Here is a 16,122-nt window from a genome sequence, read left to right as displayed (position 1 = left end):
GATGATCTGGTTTGGGCTTACATGTTCTGCCACTGGCGTGCCTTATAGCTCTCATAGCGCTTGCGGGCTTCCTCGACCTCGGAGCGCTCGGAAACCTCCGGTACCGCTACGTCCCACCATGAGCCGCCTTCCTTGGTATCGAGCAGCGGATCGGTATCCAGAGTGATCACGTAGCTGACGTTCGATGCTTTGGCTCGCTGCAGTGCCGCCTCCAGTTCCTCGATGTTGTTGACCTTCTCGGCGCGAGCCCCGAGAGCGGCGGCATGCGCGGCGAAGTCGGTCTTGGGCGCGCCGCCCTCGACGGTCAGGCAGTCGTCCAGCAGGTTGTTGAAGCCGGGGCCGCCACAGAATTGCTGCAGGCGATGGATACAGCCAAAACCCCGGTTATCGAGCACCACGGCGATGATCTTGTGACCCAGCATCACCGAAGTGGCGATCTCGGAGTTGAGCATCAGATAGGAGCCGTCGCCGACCATGACGAAGACTTCGGAGTCGGGCTTGGCCATCTTGGTGCCGAGACCACCGGCCAACTCGTAGCCCATGCAGGAGTAGCCGTACTCCATGTGGTAGCCGCGATCGAAGCGGGTACGCCACAGCTTTTGCAGCTCGCCCGGCAGGCCACCGGCGGCACACACCACGATGTCCTTCTCGCCGGCGGCGCGGTTCACGGCGCCGACCACCTCGGCATCGGTGGGTAGGTTGGTGCCGCGATCGGTGGTGGCGATGTCCACCGTCTTGTTCCACTCGGCACGCAGCTGGGCGGCTTTCTCGATCCAGGCCCCGTCGGGTTGCCAGTCTCCCAGCGCCCATTGGACTTGCGACAGTGTTAGCCTGGCGTCGCCGACCAGCGGTTGGCCCTTGTGCTTGACGGCATCGAAGGAGGCGACGTTGAGACACAGCAGGCGGGCGTCCGGATTGATCATGGCACGCGAGCCAGAGGCGAAGTCGCCCAGGCGGGTACCGACGGCGATGATCAGGTCGGCCTCGGCCGTCAGGGCATTGGTGGAAGCGGCCCCGGTCACGCCGATGGTGCCCATGTTCTGTTCATGGTCCCACGGCAGGGCACCCTTGCCGGCTTGGGTTTCGCCCACCGGTAGGTGATAGGTGGAGACCAGCGTGTCCAGCTCGCTCAAGGCGCCCGAGTAGTGAACGCCGCCTCCAGCGACGACCAGCGGCTTTCTGGATTGACGGATCAGCTCGATGGCGGCGGCCAGCTCCTGCTGGTCCGGCGACTGGCGGCGCAGGCGATGCACCTTCTCGGCGAAGAAGTGCTCCGGGTAGTCATAGGCCATGGTCTGCACGTCCTGCGGCATCGCCAGGGTCACCGGGCCGCACTCGACGGGGTCGGTCAGCACTCGCATGGCCTGGGGAAGTGAGGTCAGCAGCTGTTCCGGCCGGGTAATGCGGTCGAAGAAGCGGCTGACCGGCTTGAAGCAGTCGTTCGACGTCAATGTATGGTCGTGAAAGTTCTCGACCTGCTGCAGCACCGGGTCCGGCATGCGCGTGGCGAAGGTGTCGCCGGGCAGGAACAGTACCGGCAGCCGGTTGACGTGGGCCACGGCGGCGGCGGTGACCATGTTGGTCGAGCCGGGCCCGGCCGAGGCGGTGCAGGCCATCATTTGCCGGCGGTTCAGCGTCTTGGCGTAGGCGATGGCGGCATGCGCCATGCCCTGTTCGTTGTGCGCCCGGTAGGTGGGCAGTTCATCCTGGACGTGATACAGCGCCTCGCCCAGGCCGGCCACGTTGCCGTGGCCGAAGATGGCCCAAACGCCGGCGAACATGGGTTTCAGCTCACCGTCGATTTCTACTTTCTGGGCCATCATGTAACGCACGACGGCTTGGGCCATGGTGAGTCTAACGGTGTTCATGACAGGACTTCCTCTGCTTGGGGCTGGGCGGTGCGCAGCCGCTGCCATTCCTCGATCAGTTCCGCGTAGTTGCTCGCGACCTGGTCGACCAGTTGGGCATCGTCGATATCACCGGCCAGCCAGGCACGGCTGGGAGTGGAGAACAGCGTGCGGCCGACGGTGAACCCTTTACACTGGGCATGTTGGGCGGCTGCGGTGAAGCCGCTCTTCATGTCATCCATGGGAGCGTCCAGACCCAGCAGTACCACGCCACGACAATGTGGATCCTGGCTCTCGATGACTTGGCTGACTTCGTGCCAGGAGGCATCGGACATGGTCGGCAGTTTCCACCAGTCGGGGCGAATGCCCAGGTTGTAGAAACGCTGCAGGGCTCGCGCCAGGGTCTGGTCGTCGACTTCCTGATGATTGGGCGGAATCACCTCGATCAGTAGCTCCAGGCCGGTGTCACAGGCGGCCTGGTAGAGCTGGCGCAGGTGGGCCTCCTGGTCGAGTCGCAGCGATACCGGGTCATCCGGGTGGTAGAACACCAGGCACTTGATGATGTGCTCCTTGGGCCAATGGCGCAGGCGGCTGCCCAGGTCGTCGCCATGCTGGAAGCGCAGCGGACGCGAGCTGGGAAGCTCCACCGGGCGACCGATCCACCAGCCCTTGCCGGTGGCATCGTTGAGCGCGTCCTGGCCGAAGACGTCATCGACCAGAATCGCCGGTTTTTCGAGCCCGGTTCGACGCGCACCTTCCTCGGCGGCTTCTACCAGCAGGCGCTTGAGGGTCGGGATCCGACGGGGGTCGGCCTTGACCTCGCGGGCCATGTCGGTGAGCTGGCGGCGATGGTCGAAGGCCAGGCCGCAGACTTCGGGCCATTGCGCTGGAGTTCGAGTGGTGACCCGATGCAGGTGATTGAGCCGGATATCCTTGTCGGGACGCTTCACCGACTCGCGACGGCCCAGGTAGTCGAACAGTTCTTCCTCGGTGGGCATGGCCGGGGCGCAGCCGTGGCGCGAAACCACCAGCGCACCACAGGCATTGGCGTAGCTGGCGCTGGTGGCCCAGTCCTCGTCACGTAGCCAGCCACGCAGCAGACCGCTCATGAAGGCGTCTCCGGCGCCCAGCACATTGAGGACTTCGACCTTGACGCCTTCGACCAGGATGCCGTCCTCGATGCGGTCCGGAATCTCACCCTCGAAGACCACGCAGCCCTGGGGCCCCAGCTTGCAGACCAGGGTGGCGTCGCTGATCTTGCGCACCTCGCGCAAGGCTTCCAGGGTGTCGGTGCTGCCTCCGGCGATATGGAATTCTTCTTCGGTGCCGACGATCAAGTCGAAGTCGGGGAGCCAGGCCTGCAGGTCGGTGGTGACCTTGTCGTCGGCGATGAAGCGGGTCTCACCGTCGCCTGGCGTGGTCAGACCCCACAGCACCGGGCGGTAGTCGATGTCCAGCACGCGCTTGACACCATGCTCGGCCGCGGCGTCCAGCGCCTTGCGACAGGCTTTGCCGGTGGTTTCGGTGGACAGGTGGGTGCCGGTAATGGCCAGTGCCCGGGCACGGCCGATGAAGGTTGGGTCGATAGCATCGGCGTCGATGGCCATGTCGGCACAGTCACGGCGATAGAACAGCAGTGGGAAACTGTCGCGATCCTTGAGCGCCAGCAGCACCAGGCCGGTGTGACGTTCCGGGTCGGTCTGCAGGGCTGTGGTATCGACACCCACGCGCTCGAGCTCTTCGCGCACGAAGTTGCCCATCTGCTCGTTGCCGACGCGCGATAGCATGGCCGACTTCAGCCCCAGGCGAGCGGTGCCGTAGGCCATGTTGCCTGAACTTCCGCCCAGATACTTGGCAAAGCTCGAGACGTCCTCGAGGCGGCTGCCGATCTGTTCGGAATAGAGGTCGACGGCGACGCGGCCGAGGCAGATCAGATCAAGGGGTCTGTTATCCGTTTTCGAGTCATGCATATTGTCTCTCCACGTCGCATGTCGTATCGATGTCCATCGCCGGGGTAGTAGGCCCGACGTGCGCTTTCCCGCTCTCGCAGCGTTATGGCGCCACCAATCCATGGCGATGCCTCATCGCGGCCAGCCGCCTGCACCGGTTCATGGAAGGCTTGCGGGATGTTTTTCTTCGCGGAAGCTCATTCGGCGTAAAGCGCGGTTTTCCGTGGCGAGAAAGCGGCCATTCAATGCATCAAATTAAAGGCTGAATGCCTCTGCGAACCGTTGCAGGGCGAGTTCGTCGTCGTCCGATGCCCAGCCTTCCAGTCCCACGTTGCCTCGATAGCCGATATCAAAAAGAGCTTGGGCAATTGCTGGATAGTTGATTTCCCCCGTGCCTGGCTCACAGCGTCCCGGCACGTCGGCGACCTGGACTTCCCCGATATAGGGCGCACACCGTCGAATCAGCTCGATCAGGTTTCCCTCGCCGATTTGTGCATGGTAGAGATCCAGCATCATCCGGACTTCCTGGCGGTCTACGCTCGCCACCAGTTCCAGCACATCGGCGGCCCGTGCGAAGGGCACGCCGGGGTGATCGACGTCGGTATTCAGGTTTTCCAGGACGAAGGTGACGCCGTGTTCCTGGCCAAGGTCCGCCAGTCGGTTCAGGGTGTCATGGGCCTTGATCCACATGGCGCCGGTGACCTCCTTGGCGGGCTTGACGGGAAGCCCCTCTCCATCGAGGCCCGTGCCATGCAGGTTCAGTCGCGGTATGCCCAGCTCCTTGGCGACATCGATGGACTGTCTGGCCGTCCGGACCAGTTCATCCGCCCCCTCCCGGTCCGAGAGAGTGCCGCTCACATACCCCGTCATAGAAGAAAACGTCGCGCCCGTTCCGGCCAGCATCTTCAGGTTGTGCTTTGTCCAGTCCCAGAGCTCCACCTGAAAGCCGAGAGCGTCGATCCGCTGGACCCTCTCCTTCATCGGTAAGTCCCGGAACACCATCTCGGCACATACCGACAGGGTGAAGGGTGATGTCTTTCTCGTTGCGTGCATGGTCATCCGCTCTTGCTTCCGCTCTGTTTCAATGACCGCCGGCGGCATGGGCCTGGGGGGGGGCGCCTGGCGTAGACACTGGCGCCCCAGCGCCTTGCGCCGCCTTTTGCTCTTGGTCACTGCGCTGGAACTCGGCCAACTCGGCATCGAGGCTCTCCAGCTCCGCACCGCCGGCCATCATGTTGAGCACCTCTTCTCGCGAGATATCTTCCTTGCGGAAGGTGCCCAGGCTGGAGCCGCGCGCTAGCAGGGTGAAGGCGTCGGCAACGGGATAGGCGTGATGCACGTTGTGGGTGATGAAGATCACCGCCAGGCCGTCGGCACGCGCCTTGGCGATGTAGCGCAGTACCACAGAGGCCTGCTTGACCCCCAGTGCCGAGGTGGGCTCGTCCAGGATCAGCACCTTGGCGCCGAAATAGACCGCACGGGCGATGGCCACACACTGGCGCTCACCGCCGGAGAGCGTGCCGACCGGTTGGCTAGGGTCGCGCACATCGATGCCGATCTTGGCCATCTCCTGCTTGGCGATCCGGTCGGCATGCTTCCAGTCGATACGCTTGAAGGGACCCCAGCCGACGGTCGGCTCGCGGCCCATGAAGAAGTTACGGGTGATGGACATCAGCGGGATCATCGCCAGATCCTGGAAGACGGTGGCGATGCCGGCGTCCAGAGCGTAGGCCGGCGACTTGAAGCGCGTCGGCTTGCCACCCAGGAGCATATCGCCATGGGTCGGCTGGTGAACACCCGATAGGGTCTTGATCAAGGTCGACTTGCCGGCGCCATTGTCACCCAGCAGGCACATGACCTCGCCGGAATACACTTGCATCGAGATGTCACTCAGGGCGATGACGCTGCCGAAGTGCTTGCTGACGTTGCGCATCTCGATCATGGGCGTACGTTCACTCATCTCACTTGGCCTCCATCGCCTTCTTGCGCATAAAGTTGTTGAACAGCACGGCCACCAGCAGCATCACACCCAGGAAGACCTGGAACCAGTCGGTGTTGACACCGGTATAGAAGATACCCATCTGTACCAGGCCGAAAATCAGGGCGCCCAGCGCGGCGCCGATGGCCGAGCCATAACCCCCAGTCAACAAGGCACCCCCGATGACCACGGCGATGATTGCTTCTAGCTCCTTGAGCAGCCCGCGAATGGTGTCGGCCGAGCCGGTGTCCATCACCTGGAGGCAGGCGAAGACGGTGGCCGAGAGGGCGGTGAACATGAACAGCGAGATCTTGACTCGATGCACTGGCACGCCGGAGTTGCGTGCTGCGTTGGCATCACCGCCGCTGGCGAAGATCCAGTTTCCGTAGGGCGTGAAGAGCAGCACCCAGGTTGCTGCGGCGGTGAGTCCCAGCCACCAGACGATAGAAACCGGAATGCCCGTGACGACCGGGTTGCCCGCGAAGTTGGTGGCGATCCAGCCCTGTGCGGCCATCCAACTGAAGAGACCTGTGGCCACCTCGCCCGAGAACAGGGCCGCAAACCAGTCGCCGGGGATGTGGTCATGGATACCACCGATCTGGGTACGCCCGGTCAGCAGACGGCTGATGCCGATCGCCAGGCCGCGCAGAATGAACAAGAAGCCCAGGGTCACGATGAAGGAAGGCAGCCCAGTGCGGTTGACCAGGTAGCCGTTTATCCAACCCACCAGGGCCGCACAGGAGAAGGCCAGCAGGATGGCGGCCCACAACGGCCAACCGTATTCCACTGCGGGGATGGCGATCAGGATGCCAGCCAAGCCGATCATCGATCCGATGGAGAGGTCGAACTCACCACCGATCATCAACAGCGCTGCAGCGGTGGCGATGATCCCCAACTGGGCCGCCACTTCGAGGAAGTTGAGGATGCCTGCCGGCGTGAACATGCCGGTGCCGCTGGCGGCAACGATAAAGAAAGCAAGCACCAGAACGGTCCCGGCCAGTGCGCCCAACTCGGGGCGGCTCAGCGCCTTCTTCCAGAGGGGAACCTGGCGTAGGCGCTCATCCTGATGCCCGGCCGCTGCAGCGGTAGAATGAGTGGCTTCGTTGGATTTCATGACTCGACTCCCGGGCCCGGCCATGCCGGGCCCATGCAGTTAGGTGGATATCAGCGAATGCCCTGCTTGCTCAGCTCGATTACCTGCGCGGCGTTTTCCTGGGTCACGAAACCTGGGCCGGTCGGAACGTCCCCAGCCGGCAGCAGGCCATTCTTGGCGTACTGATCGAGGAACATCACGGGCAGATAACCCTGGAGGTACTGCTGCTGGTCGATAGCGAAGTCCAGCTCGCCCTGCTCGAGGGCCTCGAGGATGCTGGGGGAGAGATCGAAGGTCCCGAGCGTGAACATGTCCGTGGCACCCTGCTCACGCATGGCGCGCACCAACGGTTCGGCGGCCAGCGTGCCCAAAGTCAGGATTCCGCCAACATCGCCGTTCTGGTTGAGATAAGCGACGATGGCATTGCGGATCTCCACAGGGTCGTGGGTCGTTGCCAGCTGCTCAGCGTTGCCATCAAAGCCTGCAATGAAGCCATCGCAACGCTGGTCGAGTCCCTGGTTACCCTGCTCATGATTGACGCAGAGGCCTTTTTCAACACCCATTTCCCGCATGCGTTCGGCGGCCTGCTTGCCGGCTTCGTATTCGCTTTGGCCGATATGGAGGCGGGTTCCGTACTTGCCTGCGACGTCACCGCCGGAGTTGATGGTGATGACTGGAATGCCATTGTCGGCGGCTTTCTGAACGACGCCACCCAGTGCATCCTCGTCAGTGAAGGAGACGATCAGACCATCTGGGTCCGAGGCCACAGCCGCCTCGATGAGCTGCTGCATCTTGGCCATGTCGAAAGTGGACGGGGCGCGATACTCCAGTGTGGCACCTATCTGGTCAGCGGCCGCTTCGGCTCCATTTTTGACCACGGACCAGAACGGGTCGGAGGGAACGCCATGCGTAACCATGACGAACCGATTGCCGTCCGCGTGAACGGAACCGCTCATAAGGGCAACGGTAGCGGTCGAGGCGAGCAGCCATTGAGAGAGACGTGTCATGGATCATATTCCTCGTGGTTGTCGTTATGTCGTTCTCAGCGCTGTAGAGCTAGCTGATGCAATATGAAATATAGATTCCATTTATGCGGATTTTCAAACCATAAATTCTATACTTTGGTATTAATGGAATTTTTATTCCGCTTGTCTAGACTGACCCACAAGCACTCAAGCCTAGGTCATGGCTGGGCAAGGTCCGGTATGCCCTCCCGCGGGATGACGGTATAGGACGGGCCTGAAACGTACCGCAACGACAATCCATGTCCCAGCGACAAACAAGAGGAAACCCTATGAGACTCGCCCTGATTGGCGCGGGCCGTATCGGCAAGGTCCATGCCGGTGCCATCGACAGTCACCCTCGGGTTACCCTGGCGGCGGTCGCCGACTTCCATCACCCCGCGGCTGAAGCGCTTGCCCAGGAGTATGGCTGCAGCGCCCTGAGCGTCGATGACATCTTCGCCGATGATGCCATCGACGCCGTGCTGATAGCCTCGAGCACACCGACTCATGCCGAATACCTGGAGCGGGCGGCGCGGGCCGGTAAGGCGGTGCTCTGCGAGAAACCCATCGCCTTGGACTTGGAGCGAACCCGAGAGGTCCTGGAGGTATTGGCCAGCCATCCGGTGACCTGTGCCCTGGGCTTCAATCGTCGCCACGATCCCCAGTTCGCGGCCTTGAAGCACGCCTTGGTAGAGGGGCGTATCGGTACCCTGGAGACGTTGACCATCATCAGCCGGGATCCGGCGCCGCCCCCCGCCGACTACGTCGCTGCCTCGGGCGGCCTGTTCCGTGACATGATGATCCACGATTTCGACATGGCACGCTGGCTGCTGGATGAGCCAGTTACCCATGTGCAGGCCAGTGGCAGTTGCCTGATCGATCCGGCCATCGGCGAGGCAGGGGATATCGACACCGCCATGGTCACCCTGACGACGGCGAGTGGTCGACTTTGCCATATCAATAACTCACGCCGTGCCTGTTATGGCTACGATCAGCGCATCGAGGCGTTCGGCAGTGCCGGTATGCTTCAGGCGCAGAACGAAACCGATACGCGGTTGCGTTTCACCGGCGAAGAGGGGCAGGTCGAGGACAAGCCGAAATGGTTCTTCCTGGAGCGCTATGCGGTGGCCTATCGCAACGAGATCGACGATTTCGTGACGGCCTGGCAGGAGCACCGCCCTCCACTGACCAGTGCCCAGGATGGGCTGGAGGCCCTGCGACTGGCTGAGGCAGCCGAGCGCTCGCTGCGCGAAGGTTGCCGCATTGCCCTGAATGACATTCGCTGAACCACCGACTGACTAGTGAAGACTGTAAAGGAGGGCATCGATGACATCGCTTCTGGTACGCCCCCAGCAACCTGATGAGCAGGGTAAAATGCTCGAAGTCACCCCGGAATCCGCTGGCTGGGACTATGTCGGTTTTCGGGTTCACAAACTCTCCAAGGGCCAGCAGATTGAAGGCAACACCGGTAACCGAGAGCACTGCCTGGTGCTGCTATCCGGCCGCGCCACCGTGACCAGCGGCAACGACCGCTGGGAGGATATCGGTGAGCGTATGGACATCTTCGAGAAGATACCCCCATATGCCGTCTACCTGCCCAATGGTGTCGGTTTCAGTGTCGAAGCGACCACCGATCTGGAGCTGGCGGTATGCAGTGCGCCTGGCAAAGGCAGCTATCCGGCACGGTTGATCGCCCCCGAGCAGGTCAAGCGCAGTACCCGAGGAACCGGCAGCAATACCCGCCATATCCAGGACATCCTCCCGGAAACCGAGGCAGCCGACAGTTTGCTGGTGGTCGAGGTCTATACGCCGGCGGGCAACTGGTCGAGCTATCCGCCGCACAAGCATGACGTGGACAACCTTCCGGAAGAGTCCATTCTCGAGGAAACCTACTACCACCGTTTGAACCCATCTCAAGGATTTGCCTTCCAGCGTGTCTACACGGACGACCGCTCGCTGGACGAGACCATGGCGGTAGAGGATGGCTGTTGCGTTATGGTGCCACGTGGCTATCACCCGGCAGGGGTGCCGCACGGTTACGAACTCTATTACTTGAACGTGATGGCCGGCCCGAAGCGCGAGTGGAAATTCCAGAACGACCCGGTTCACGAGTGGATCGTCAAGCGGTGAGATAACCTCCAGTTCTCTCCGAGGCACAGTGTGGACGCCTTGTTTCCCCGCCTGATGGCGGGGTTTTTTGTCTCTTTTCCCGTCACTGGGAAACGTGGCTTATCCGCAGCCGTTGGTCATCGAGAAATTCGTGGTCGCTGGCTGGAAATATCCACTTCCTGTACCATGGAAATCGTACATTCTACACTAGCGTATACATGAAATTTCTATTTCATTGCCACTGGACTGCACTCGCGATCATGTCAAAACCGGGGTGCCGTGGCCTCGGAAGGAAAGTTCGACCATGTCTCAGACCCCACAGGACTTCGCTGAACTCGAAGCGCGTATTACTGAGGAATACGCCTCCTTGAGTCGACGTCTCCAACAGACAGCACGCTTTCTGCTGGACCACCCCCAGGAAGTGGCCTTCGCCACTGTTGCCAAGTTGGCCGAAAGGGCGGGGGTTACCCCTTCGACGCTGATCCGTTTTGCCAATAGCTTCGATTTCAAGGGCTTCTCGGAGATGCAGCAGTTATTCCGCTCGCGTCTTGTCGATGAGTTGCCCAACTATGCCGAACGCATCCGTGCGGTGCGCTCCGCGACTGGGGAAACGCCCGATAGCACTCAACTGCTGTGGGAGTTCGCCGAAGCCAATCGCGAGGTCCTGGAATTGTTGCCTGGACGTATCGACCCACGTGACCTGGAGCGGGCGTTGGACATCTTCGAGCGGGCGGAGAGTGTGCATGTGATGGGGGCACGGCGCAGCTTTGTGGTCGCCAGCTATTTCACCTACGCCTTGCACCATATCGACAAGCGGGCCTTTCTGGTCAATGGGTTGGGGGGAATGCACGGTGAGCAGATGAAGTCCGTCGGCAAACGGGATGCCCTGCTGGTGATCAGTTTCTCGCCTTATGCCCAGGAGTCACGTGAGATTGCCGCCGAGGCCAGGGAACGCGGCATACCACTGGTCGTGATTACCGATTCCAACCTTAGTCCCTTGGCACGGCTGGCCGATGTCTCGCTCGTGGTGCACGAGGCGGAAGTCAAGAGTTTCCGCGGCCTGACGGCCTCACTGTGTCTGTCCCAAACGCTGGCGATCGCACTCGGTGTTCGGCAGGACAAGGCCCGTGAGGCTACCGGCAAGGACGATAACTCGGCCAGTGGTCAGGGATGATTCCAGCTTCGATCACTGACAAGAAAAGAAAATAGCGGTACCCGCGGTTACGAACTCAATTACCTGAATATGATGGCCGGCCCGAAACGCGAGTGGAAATTCCAGAACGACCCGATTCACGAATGGATCGTCGAGCAGTGATTTAACCTTTGTTGCTCTCCAAGGCACAGTGCGATTGGGCTGATCAGTCCCGAGGCCCTCGAGGCCAGGAAAATCGCGTAACCCGGTGTCCAAGATTACTGGGTAAGATCACTCCGATGCCTTGGCCTCGCTGGAGCAGCGCGAACTGGCGGTCACGGTGTTTCAGGATGCCGCCGGCCAGGGGGCCGGTGCGGTGGAAGCGGCAATGCGCCTGATCGCTGGCGAGGCCGTCGACCGCAAGATCATGATTCCGTTCGTATTGGTGACCAGGGAGAACCTGGAGTCTTTCCAGCAGTAGGCATGACGACGTCTCCCTCGCTTGGCTTGCCCCGCTTTCGCGGGGCATTTTTTGCCAGGCGCTGACGCATGCCGCTAATCCCTTTCGAGGTTGATGTCCTCTTCATCGGTCAAGGCTCCGGTGGCAGCTCCAACGCCAGCACCGATCACCGCACCACGGATCACACTGCCTCCTGTGACGGCGGCGGCTCCCGCGCCGGCAGCAGCTCCCACCCCAGCACCGCTGGTGGCGCGCTCGGTGGGAGTGGTACCGCAGGCAGCGAGCCCAATTGCCAGAGCGATAGTCAACAGTCCAGTTGTGAGTAACTTCCTCATGATGTCCCTCCTTCCGTTGAGGATCGCAACATTGGACTGTCAATTCGTCGTCGGAGTTTCAAAACGCTGTTTCTTTATTCTTATTGCCTCATGCCTGATGGGAAGACGCAAGTGGCTGCTGCTGGGTGATGCAGTGGATATTGCCGCCACCGAGCAGGATCTCGCGCGCGGGCACGCCGATTACCCGCCTGTCGGGGAATAGACCCTGAAGTGTCGCTTTGGCTTGGTCGTCGCGAGCCGGGTCGAGCAGTGGCATTACCACTACCGAGTTGCCGATGTAGAAGTTGACGTAGGAAGTGGCCATGCGATCGCCTGGCTGGCGTGGATGAGAGCTGCTCAGGCGATCGATGCCGCTGGCTTCTTCCTCGGCGATGAAAAGCGGCCCGGGCTGGAGCAGCTTGTGGACCTTTAACGCGCGACCGCGGGCATCGGTGGCGTTTTCCAACACCTTCAGTGCTTCACGCGAAATGGCATGCTGCGGATCCGTCTCGTCATCGCACCAGTTCAATGCCACCTCGCCGGGAGCCACGAAGCAACACAGGTTGTCGATGTGGCCGTCGGTCTCGTCGAGATGGCAACCGCGTGGTAGCCAGATGATCTTTTCCACCCCTAGATAGTCGCCGAGCAGGCGCTCCATGTTGGCCTTGTCGACCTCAGGATTTCGGTTGGGGTTGAGCAGGCATTCTTCGGTGGTGATCAAGGTGCCCTCACCATCGACGTGGATGGCGCCGCCCTCCAGCACCACCGGTGCCTCGAAACGCGGGATACCCAGTATCTCGGCGATCTTGGTGCGAATGCGGCGATCCTTGTCCCAGGGAAAGTAGAGCCCGCCCTTGAGTCCACCCCAGGCGTTGAACTCCCAATCGACCATTGCCAGCCGGCCGTCGGGGTGAGTGACGAAGGTCGGGCCCACATCGCGCATCCAGGCGTCGTTGCTGGAGAGTTCCACCACGCGCACATCGGCGGGCAATTGATTACGGGCGTTTTCATATTGCTCGTCGTTGACGCCCACATAGACGGTTTCGCTTTCGGCAATGGCCGTGGCCACTTCGACGAAGGCCCGTTGCGCGGGCTTGGCGCCATAGCGCCAGGTATCCGGGCGCTGCGGCCACAGCATCCAGCAGGCAGTGTGGGGGGAAAACTCGGCGGGCATGGCAAAGCCCAGGTCCGCGGGTGTGGCGGCTGCCGTGGAACTCGTATGGGTAGTGGTCGATATATGGGTCATGACAATTCTCACAGATGGCCCACCACCAGAAATACACCAGTGGCGAGGGTGGCGGCAATCAGTACATAGGGCAGCTGGGTCAGGGCATGGGCCATTGGCGTGCAGCCGCTGCCTTGGGCGGAGAGCACGGTAGAGTCGCCGTAGAAACAGGCATGGCTGCCGAAGGAACTGGCCGAGATCAGCGCGCCGATCACCAGTGGCATGTTGGCGTCGACGCTGGCTGCCAACGGCAGCACGATCGGCATGGCCACGGCGAACAGGCCCCAGAAGGAGCCGGTGGCGAAGGCCAGGAAGGCCATGGTGACGAACACTACCGCCGGCAGCATGCCCGGTGTCATCAGCGGCTGCACCGTGGCGATCACGAACTCGGTCAGGCCCAGCACATCGTTGACCTCCTTGAGGGTGAAGCCGGCGACCAGGGTGCCGAGCGGCATGATCATCGCCTTGAAGCCTTCCAGCGCCGTGTCGAAGGTGTCGTGAAAGCTCAGCAGGCGCTGGCTGAAGATCAGTGCCAAGGTCACGGCGAGTGCTACGATCACCCCGCGTAGAATGTCGATCTCGAAGTACCAGGTGAAGCCGATCAGCGCGGCGATGGGCAGCAGAAAATTGAGCAGGTGAGGTCGGCGGCGACCGTCATCCTCCACCTCCAGGGCGGCGTCATCGACACCTTCGGGCATCGACTGGCCGGAAGCGGCGCGCGCCTCGGCGGCCTTCATCGGCCCCAGGGCCGGTATTACGCCCAGTGCCACCAGCGGCACGATGGCGGCGGCGATCCAGGCATAGAACATGAATGGAATCGCCTCGATATAGAGATTCATTCCACTCCCGGTGACGTCGTTGTCTTCCAGCAGACCGGCGAAGAACACCGCCCAGGTGGAGAAGGGGACCAGGATGCAGATCGGTGCCGCGGTGGAGTCGACCACATACGACAGCATCTCGCGCGAGACCTTGAAGCGGTCGGTGATCTTCTTCATCGAGGCACTGATGGTCAGTGCATTCAGATAATCGTCGACGAAGATCACCAGGCCCAGCAGCCAGGTGGCCAGCAAGCTCTGCTTGCGGGTATGGATGCGCCGGGTCACGGTGTCGCCGAAGGTCAGCACCCCGCCGGTCTTGACCAGCAGTGCGATCAGGCTGCCGAACAACCCGCAGACCAGTATGATCCAGGTCACGGTGTCGTTGCCGAGCACCTTCAGCAGGATATCGGAACCCTGACTGACCACCGTGGTGGGGTCGATCATCAGCAAACCGACCAGGGTGCCGGCCATCAGCGATTCGATGGTGCGGCGGGTAATAATCGCCATGCCCAGCACCACCAGGGTGGGCAGCAGGCTCCAGAGTCCAAAGCTTTGCATGGGACAATCTCGTCTTGTCGTTGTAATGGAGCTTCCTGACGGACCTGGGCCGGTCCGTCCCTTGCGGCTCAAGTCAGAGATAACCGTCGCGTTTCAGCGTGGCGGTGGTTGCGGCCAGCGACTCGTCGAGGGTTTCCACTACCCGGTCGACCACGCCGCGATCCCAGATCAGCGGTGGCGAGACGATGTTCAGGTGCCCCACCGGGCGGACGATCAGGCCGCGTTGCTGGGCCTCGAAGGCGATGCGGTCGCCAACTCGCGCTTCCACCGGCAGCAGCTTCTTGGTTGTCTTGTCGGCGACATTTTCGATGCACAGCATGAAGTGGCTGCCACGCACGTCGCCCACTGTCGCGTGGTGAGCCAGGGTCTTGAGCCGTTCCTCCAAGTAGGGGCCGACCTCGCGGACGTTGTCGCAGATCGACTCGCGCTGCATGATCTCGATGTTCTTCAACGCCGCGGCGCAGCTCACCGGATGCCCGGAGTAGGTGAACCCGGTACTGAGCACGCCGCCCTTACGCTGCGGCGTGCCGAGCACTTCGTAGAGTTCGTCGGAGATCAGCGTGGCGCCCAAGGGGGCATAACCCGATGACAGGCCCTTGGCGACGTTGATGATGTCCGGCTGGGTGTCGAACATCGCCTCGGAGGCGAAGAAATGCCCCAGACGGCCGAAGCCGGTGACTACCTCGTCGGCAATGTAGAGGATGTCGTGAGCACGACACACCGCCTGCATGCGCTTGTGATAACCCTTGGGTGCCATCAGCACGCCACCGGCGCCCATGATTGGTTCGGCGATGAAGGCGGCGATATTGTCGGCGCCGATCCGCTCGATGGTGTCCTCGAGTTCCTTCACCAGATGGTCGCAGTACTCGGACTCGCTCATGCCTTCCGGGCGGCGATAGCAGTTGGCCTCGCTGAGGTGGGTCACCAGGTGGTCGAGGGTATCGAAATCCCAGTTGTTGCTCTCGATACCGGTCAGGCTGGCGGCGAGATACGTCGTACCATGGTAAGCATTGCGGCGTGACAGAATGCGTTTCTTGTTGGGTTTGCCGAGGCGGTTGAAGTAGTAGTGCACCAGGCGGATGGTGGCGTCATTGGCTGCCGAGCCGCCACAGCTATAGAACACGTGGTTGAGATGCGCGGGAGCCAACTCAGCGAGCTTGGCGGCGAGTTCCGCCGCCGGGGCATTGGAGAGATTGTTGAAGGTCGAGAAATAGGCCATGCGCGTGGCCTGTTCGGCCATGGCCTGGGCGATCTCGCTGCGGCCATGGCCGACGTTGACGCACCACAGCCCGGCGATACCGTCGATGAAGCGATTGCCGTGGGAGTCTTCGACATGAATGCCTTCACTACCGGTGATCAGATCGCAACCCTGTTCGTGGAAGACGCTGAAGTCGGTGAAGGGGTGAATGAAGTGGTCCTTGTCCTTCTGCCACAGCACCTCGGTATCGTAGGCTCGGGGTGCCTTGAGGATCTCGTTCATGGTCTCGGCCTCTTATTGTGTGAATCGAAGGGAGCCGAGAGCAGACTAGCGAGGTCCGAACGTTCGATGACATATCCCGATTGGGGTATATCGGCGCATGAGGTCTGTTCGGATGTCTCATGCACCGATCCGGGAAACACGGGGCGCTTCCCTAA

Annotated in this window: 15 protein-coding genes; 5 read left to right on the top strand and 10 right to left on the bottom strand. The window is 61.6% G+C overall.

What is annotated here, in order from left to right; all coding sequences use genetic code 11:
- Positions 1 to 17: 17 nt before the first annotated feature.
- From iolD to IE093_RS18605, 6 genes are all read right to left on the bottom strand, one after another.
- Positions 18 to 1,868 carry a 3D-(3,5/4)-trihydroxycyclohexane-1,2-dione acylhydrolase (decyclizing) gene (gene iolD, locus IE093_RS18630; protein WP_189471836.1) on the bottom strand — a complete coding sequence of 617 codons (1,851 nt, stop codon included), beginning with the start codon at positions 1,866 to 1,868 and terminating at the stop codon, positions 18 to 20.
- A complete protein-coding gene (locus IE093_RS18625) occupies positions 1,865 to 3,817 on the bottom strand; it encodes a bifunctional 5-dehydro-2-deoxygluconokinase/5-dehydro-2-deoxyphosphogluconate aldolase (RefSeq protein ID WP_189471834.1) in 1,953 nt (650 codons plus the stop codon). The genes iolD and IE093_RS18625 overlap by 4 nt, the downstream gene beginning before the upstream one ends.
- Before the next feature lie 234 nt (positions 3,818 to 4,051).
- A complete protein-coding gene (locus tag IE093_RS18620) occupies positions 4,052 to 4,897 on the bottom strand; it encodes a TIM barrel protein (RefSeq protein ID WP_229803740.1) in 846 nt (281 codons plus the stop codon).
- Positions 4,878 to 5,756 (bottom strand): ATP-binding cassette domain-containing protein, encoded by an 879-nt coding sequence (locus IE093_RS18615; RefSeq protein WP_229803738.1) that lies wholly within the window; start codon positions 5,754 to 5,756, stop codon positions 4,878 to 4,880. Before IE093_RS18615 ends, IE093_RS18620 begins: the two co-directional genes overlap by 20 nt.
- Position 5,757: 1 nt before the next feature.
- Positions 5,758 to 6,888: an ABC transporter permease gene (locus IE093_RS18610; RefSeq protein ID WP_189471833.1), complete on the bottom strand. Its 1,131-nt coding sequence runs from the start codon at positions 6,886 to 6,888 to the stop codon at positions 5,758 to 5,760.
- A 50-nt stretch (positions 6,889 to 6,938) separates the two neighbouring features.
- A complete protein-coding gene (locus IE093_RS18605) occupies positions 6,939 to 7,874 on the bottom strand; it encodes a sugar ABC transporter substrate-binding protein (protein WP_189471831.1) in 936 nt (311 codons plus the stop codon).
- Between the two features lie 287 nt (positions 7,875 to 8,161).
- On the opposite strand from IE093_RS18605, the gene iolG reads away from it, so the two are divergent.
- The 5 genes from iolG to IE093_RS18580 all read left to right on the top strand — a co-directional run bounded on the left by iolG (position 8,162) and on the right by IE093_RS18580 (position 11,593).
- Positions 8,162 to 9,157, top strand: a complete 996-nt coding sequence (gene iolG / locus IE093_RS18600) for an inositol 2-dehydrogenase (RefSeq protein WP_189471829.1) — start codon at positions 8,162 to 8,164, stop codon at positions 9,155 to 9,157.
- Positions 9,158 to 9,197: 40 nt separating this feature from the next.
- Positions 9,198 to 10,001 (top strand): 5-deoxy-glucuronate isomerase, encoded by an 804-nt coding sequence (gene iolB, locus IE093_RS18595; protein ID WP_189471827.1) that lies wholly within the window; start codon positions 9,198 to 9,200, stop codon positions 9,999 to 10,001.
- Between the two features lie 283 nt (positions 10,002 to 10,284).
- Positions 10,285 to 11,154, top strand: a complete 870-nt coding sequence (locus IE093_RS18590) for a MurR/RpiR family transcriptional regulator (RefSeq protein ID WP_189471825.1) — start codon at positions 10,285 to 10,287, stop codon at positions 11,152 to 11,154.
- A gap of 15 nt (positions 11,155 to 11,169) precedes the next feature.
- On the top strand, positions 11,170 to 11,295 hold the full coding sequence (locus IE093_RS18585) for a 5-deoxy-glucuronate isomerase (protein WP_422730998.1): 126 nt from the start codon (positions 11,170 to 11,172) through the stop codon (positions 11,293 to 11,295).
- A gap of 121 nt (positions 11,296 to 11,416) precedes the next feature.
- Positions 11,417 to 11,593, top strand: coding sequence for a hypothetical protein (locus IE093_RS18580; protein WP_189471823.1), 177 nt, complete (start codon positions 11,417 to 11,419; stop codon positions 11,591 to 11,593).
- A 74-nt stretch (positions 11,594 to 11,667) separates the two neighbouring features.
- Here the strand turns inward: IE093_RS18580 and IE093_RS18575 are convergent, their stop codons facing one another.
- From IE093_RS18575 to IE093_RS18560, 4 genes are all read right to left on the bottom strand, one after another.
- Positions 11,668 to 11,907 (bottom strand): glycine zipper domain-containing protein, encoded by a 240-nt coding sequence (locus IE093_RS18575; protein ID WP_189471821.1) that lies wholly within the window; start codon positions 11,905 to 11,907, stop codon positions 11,668 to 11,670.
- An 88-nt stretch (positions 11,908 to 11,995) separates the two neighbouring features.
- Positions 11,996 to 13,132, bottom strand: coding sequence for an agmatine deiminase (gene aguA / locus IE093_RS18570; protein ID WP_189471819.1), 1,137 nt, complete (start codon positions 13,130 to 13,132; stop codon positions 11,996 to 11,998).
- An 8-nt stretch (positions 13,133 to 13,140) separates the two neighbouring features.
- Complete coding sequence (locus tag IE093_RS18565; RefSeq protein WP_189471817.1) at positions 13,141 to 14,487, bottom strand: Na+/H+ antiporter NhaC family protein; 1,347 nt, start codon at positions 14,485 to 14,487, stop codon at positions 13,141 to 13,143.
- Positions 14,488 to 14,560: 73 nt separating this feature from the next.
- Positions 14,561 to 15,967, bottom strand: coding sequence for an aminotransferase (locus IE093_RS18560; protein WP_189471815.1), 1,407 nt, complete (start codon positions 15,965 to 15,967; stop codon positions 14,561 to 14,563).
- Positions 15,968 to 16,122: the final 155 nt, after the last annotated feature.

Source organism: Litchfieldella qijiaojingensis, assembly GCF_014651875.1.
Taxonomy (GTDB): domain Bacteria; phylum Pseudomonadota; class Gammaproteobacteria; order Pseudomonadales; family Halomonadaceae; genus Litchfieldella; species Litchfieldella qijiaojingensis.
The sequence above is the reverse complement of the archived record's forward strand: the minus strand, read 5'-3'. Positions and strand labels throughout refer to the sequence as shown.

Bases quoted from the DNA above. Each gene is read 5' to 3' on its own strand.
- iolD (WP_189471836.1), bottom strand. From the start codon at position 1,868: ATGAACACCGTTAGACTCACCATGGCCCAAGCCGTCGTGCGTTACATG.
- IE093_RS18625 (WP_189471834.1), bottom strand. From the start codon at position 3,817: ATGCATGACTCGAAAACGGATAACAGACCCCTTGATCTGATCTGCCTC.
- IE093_RS18620 (WP_229803740.1), bottom strand. From the start codon at position 4,897: ATGCCGCCGGCGGTCATTGAAACAGAGCGGAAGCAAGAGCGGATGACC.
- IE093_RS18615 (WP_229803738.1), bottom strand. From the start codon at position 5,756: ATGAGTGAACGTACGCCCATGATCGAGATGCGCAACGTCAGCAAGCAC.
- IE093_RS18610 (WP_189471833.1), bottom strand. From the start codon at position 6,888: ATGAAATCCAACGAAGCCACTCATTCTACCGCTGCAGCGGCCGGGCAT.
- IE093_RS18605 (WP_189471831.1), bottom strand. From the start codon at position 7,874: ATGACACGTCTCTCTCAATGGCTGCTCGCCTCGACCGCTACCGTTGCC.
- iolG (WP_189471829.1), top strand. From the start codon at position 8,162: ATGAGACTCGCCCTGATTGGCGCGGGCCGTATCGGCAAGGTCCATGCC.
- iolB (WP_189471827.1), top strand. From the start codon at position 9,198: ATGACATCGCTTCTGGTACGCCCCCAGCAACCTGATGAGCAGGGTAAA.
- IE093_RS18590 (WP_189471825.1), top strand. From the start codon at position 10,285: ATGTCTCAGACCCCACAGGACTTCGCTGAACTCGAAGCGCGTATTACT.
- IE093_RS18575 (WP_189471821.1), bottom strand. From the start codon at position 11,907: ATGAGGAAGTTACTCACAACTGGACTGTTGACTATCGCTCTGGCAATT.
- aguA (WP_189471819.1), bottom strand. From the start codon at position 13,132: ATGACCCATATATCGACCACTACCCATACGAGTTCCACGGCAGCCGCC.
- IE093_RS18565 (WP_189471817.1), bottom strand. From the start codon at position 14,487: ATGCAAAGCTTTGGACTCTGGAGCCTGCTGCCCACCCTGGTGGTGCTG.
- IE093_RS18560 (WP_189471815.1), bottom strand. From the start codon at position 15,967: ATGAACGAGATCCTCAAGGCACCCCGAGCCTACGATACCGAGGTGCTG.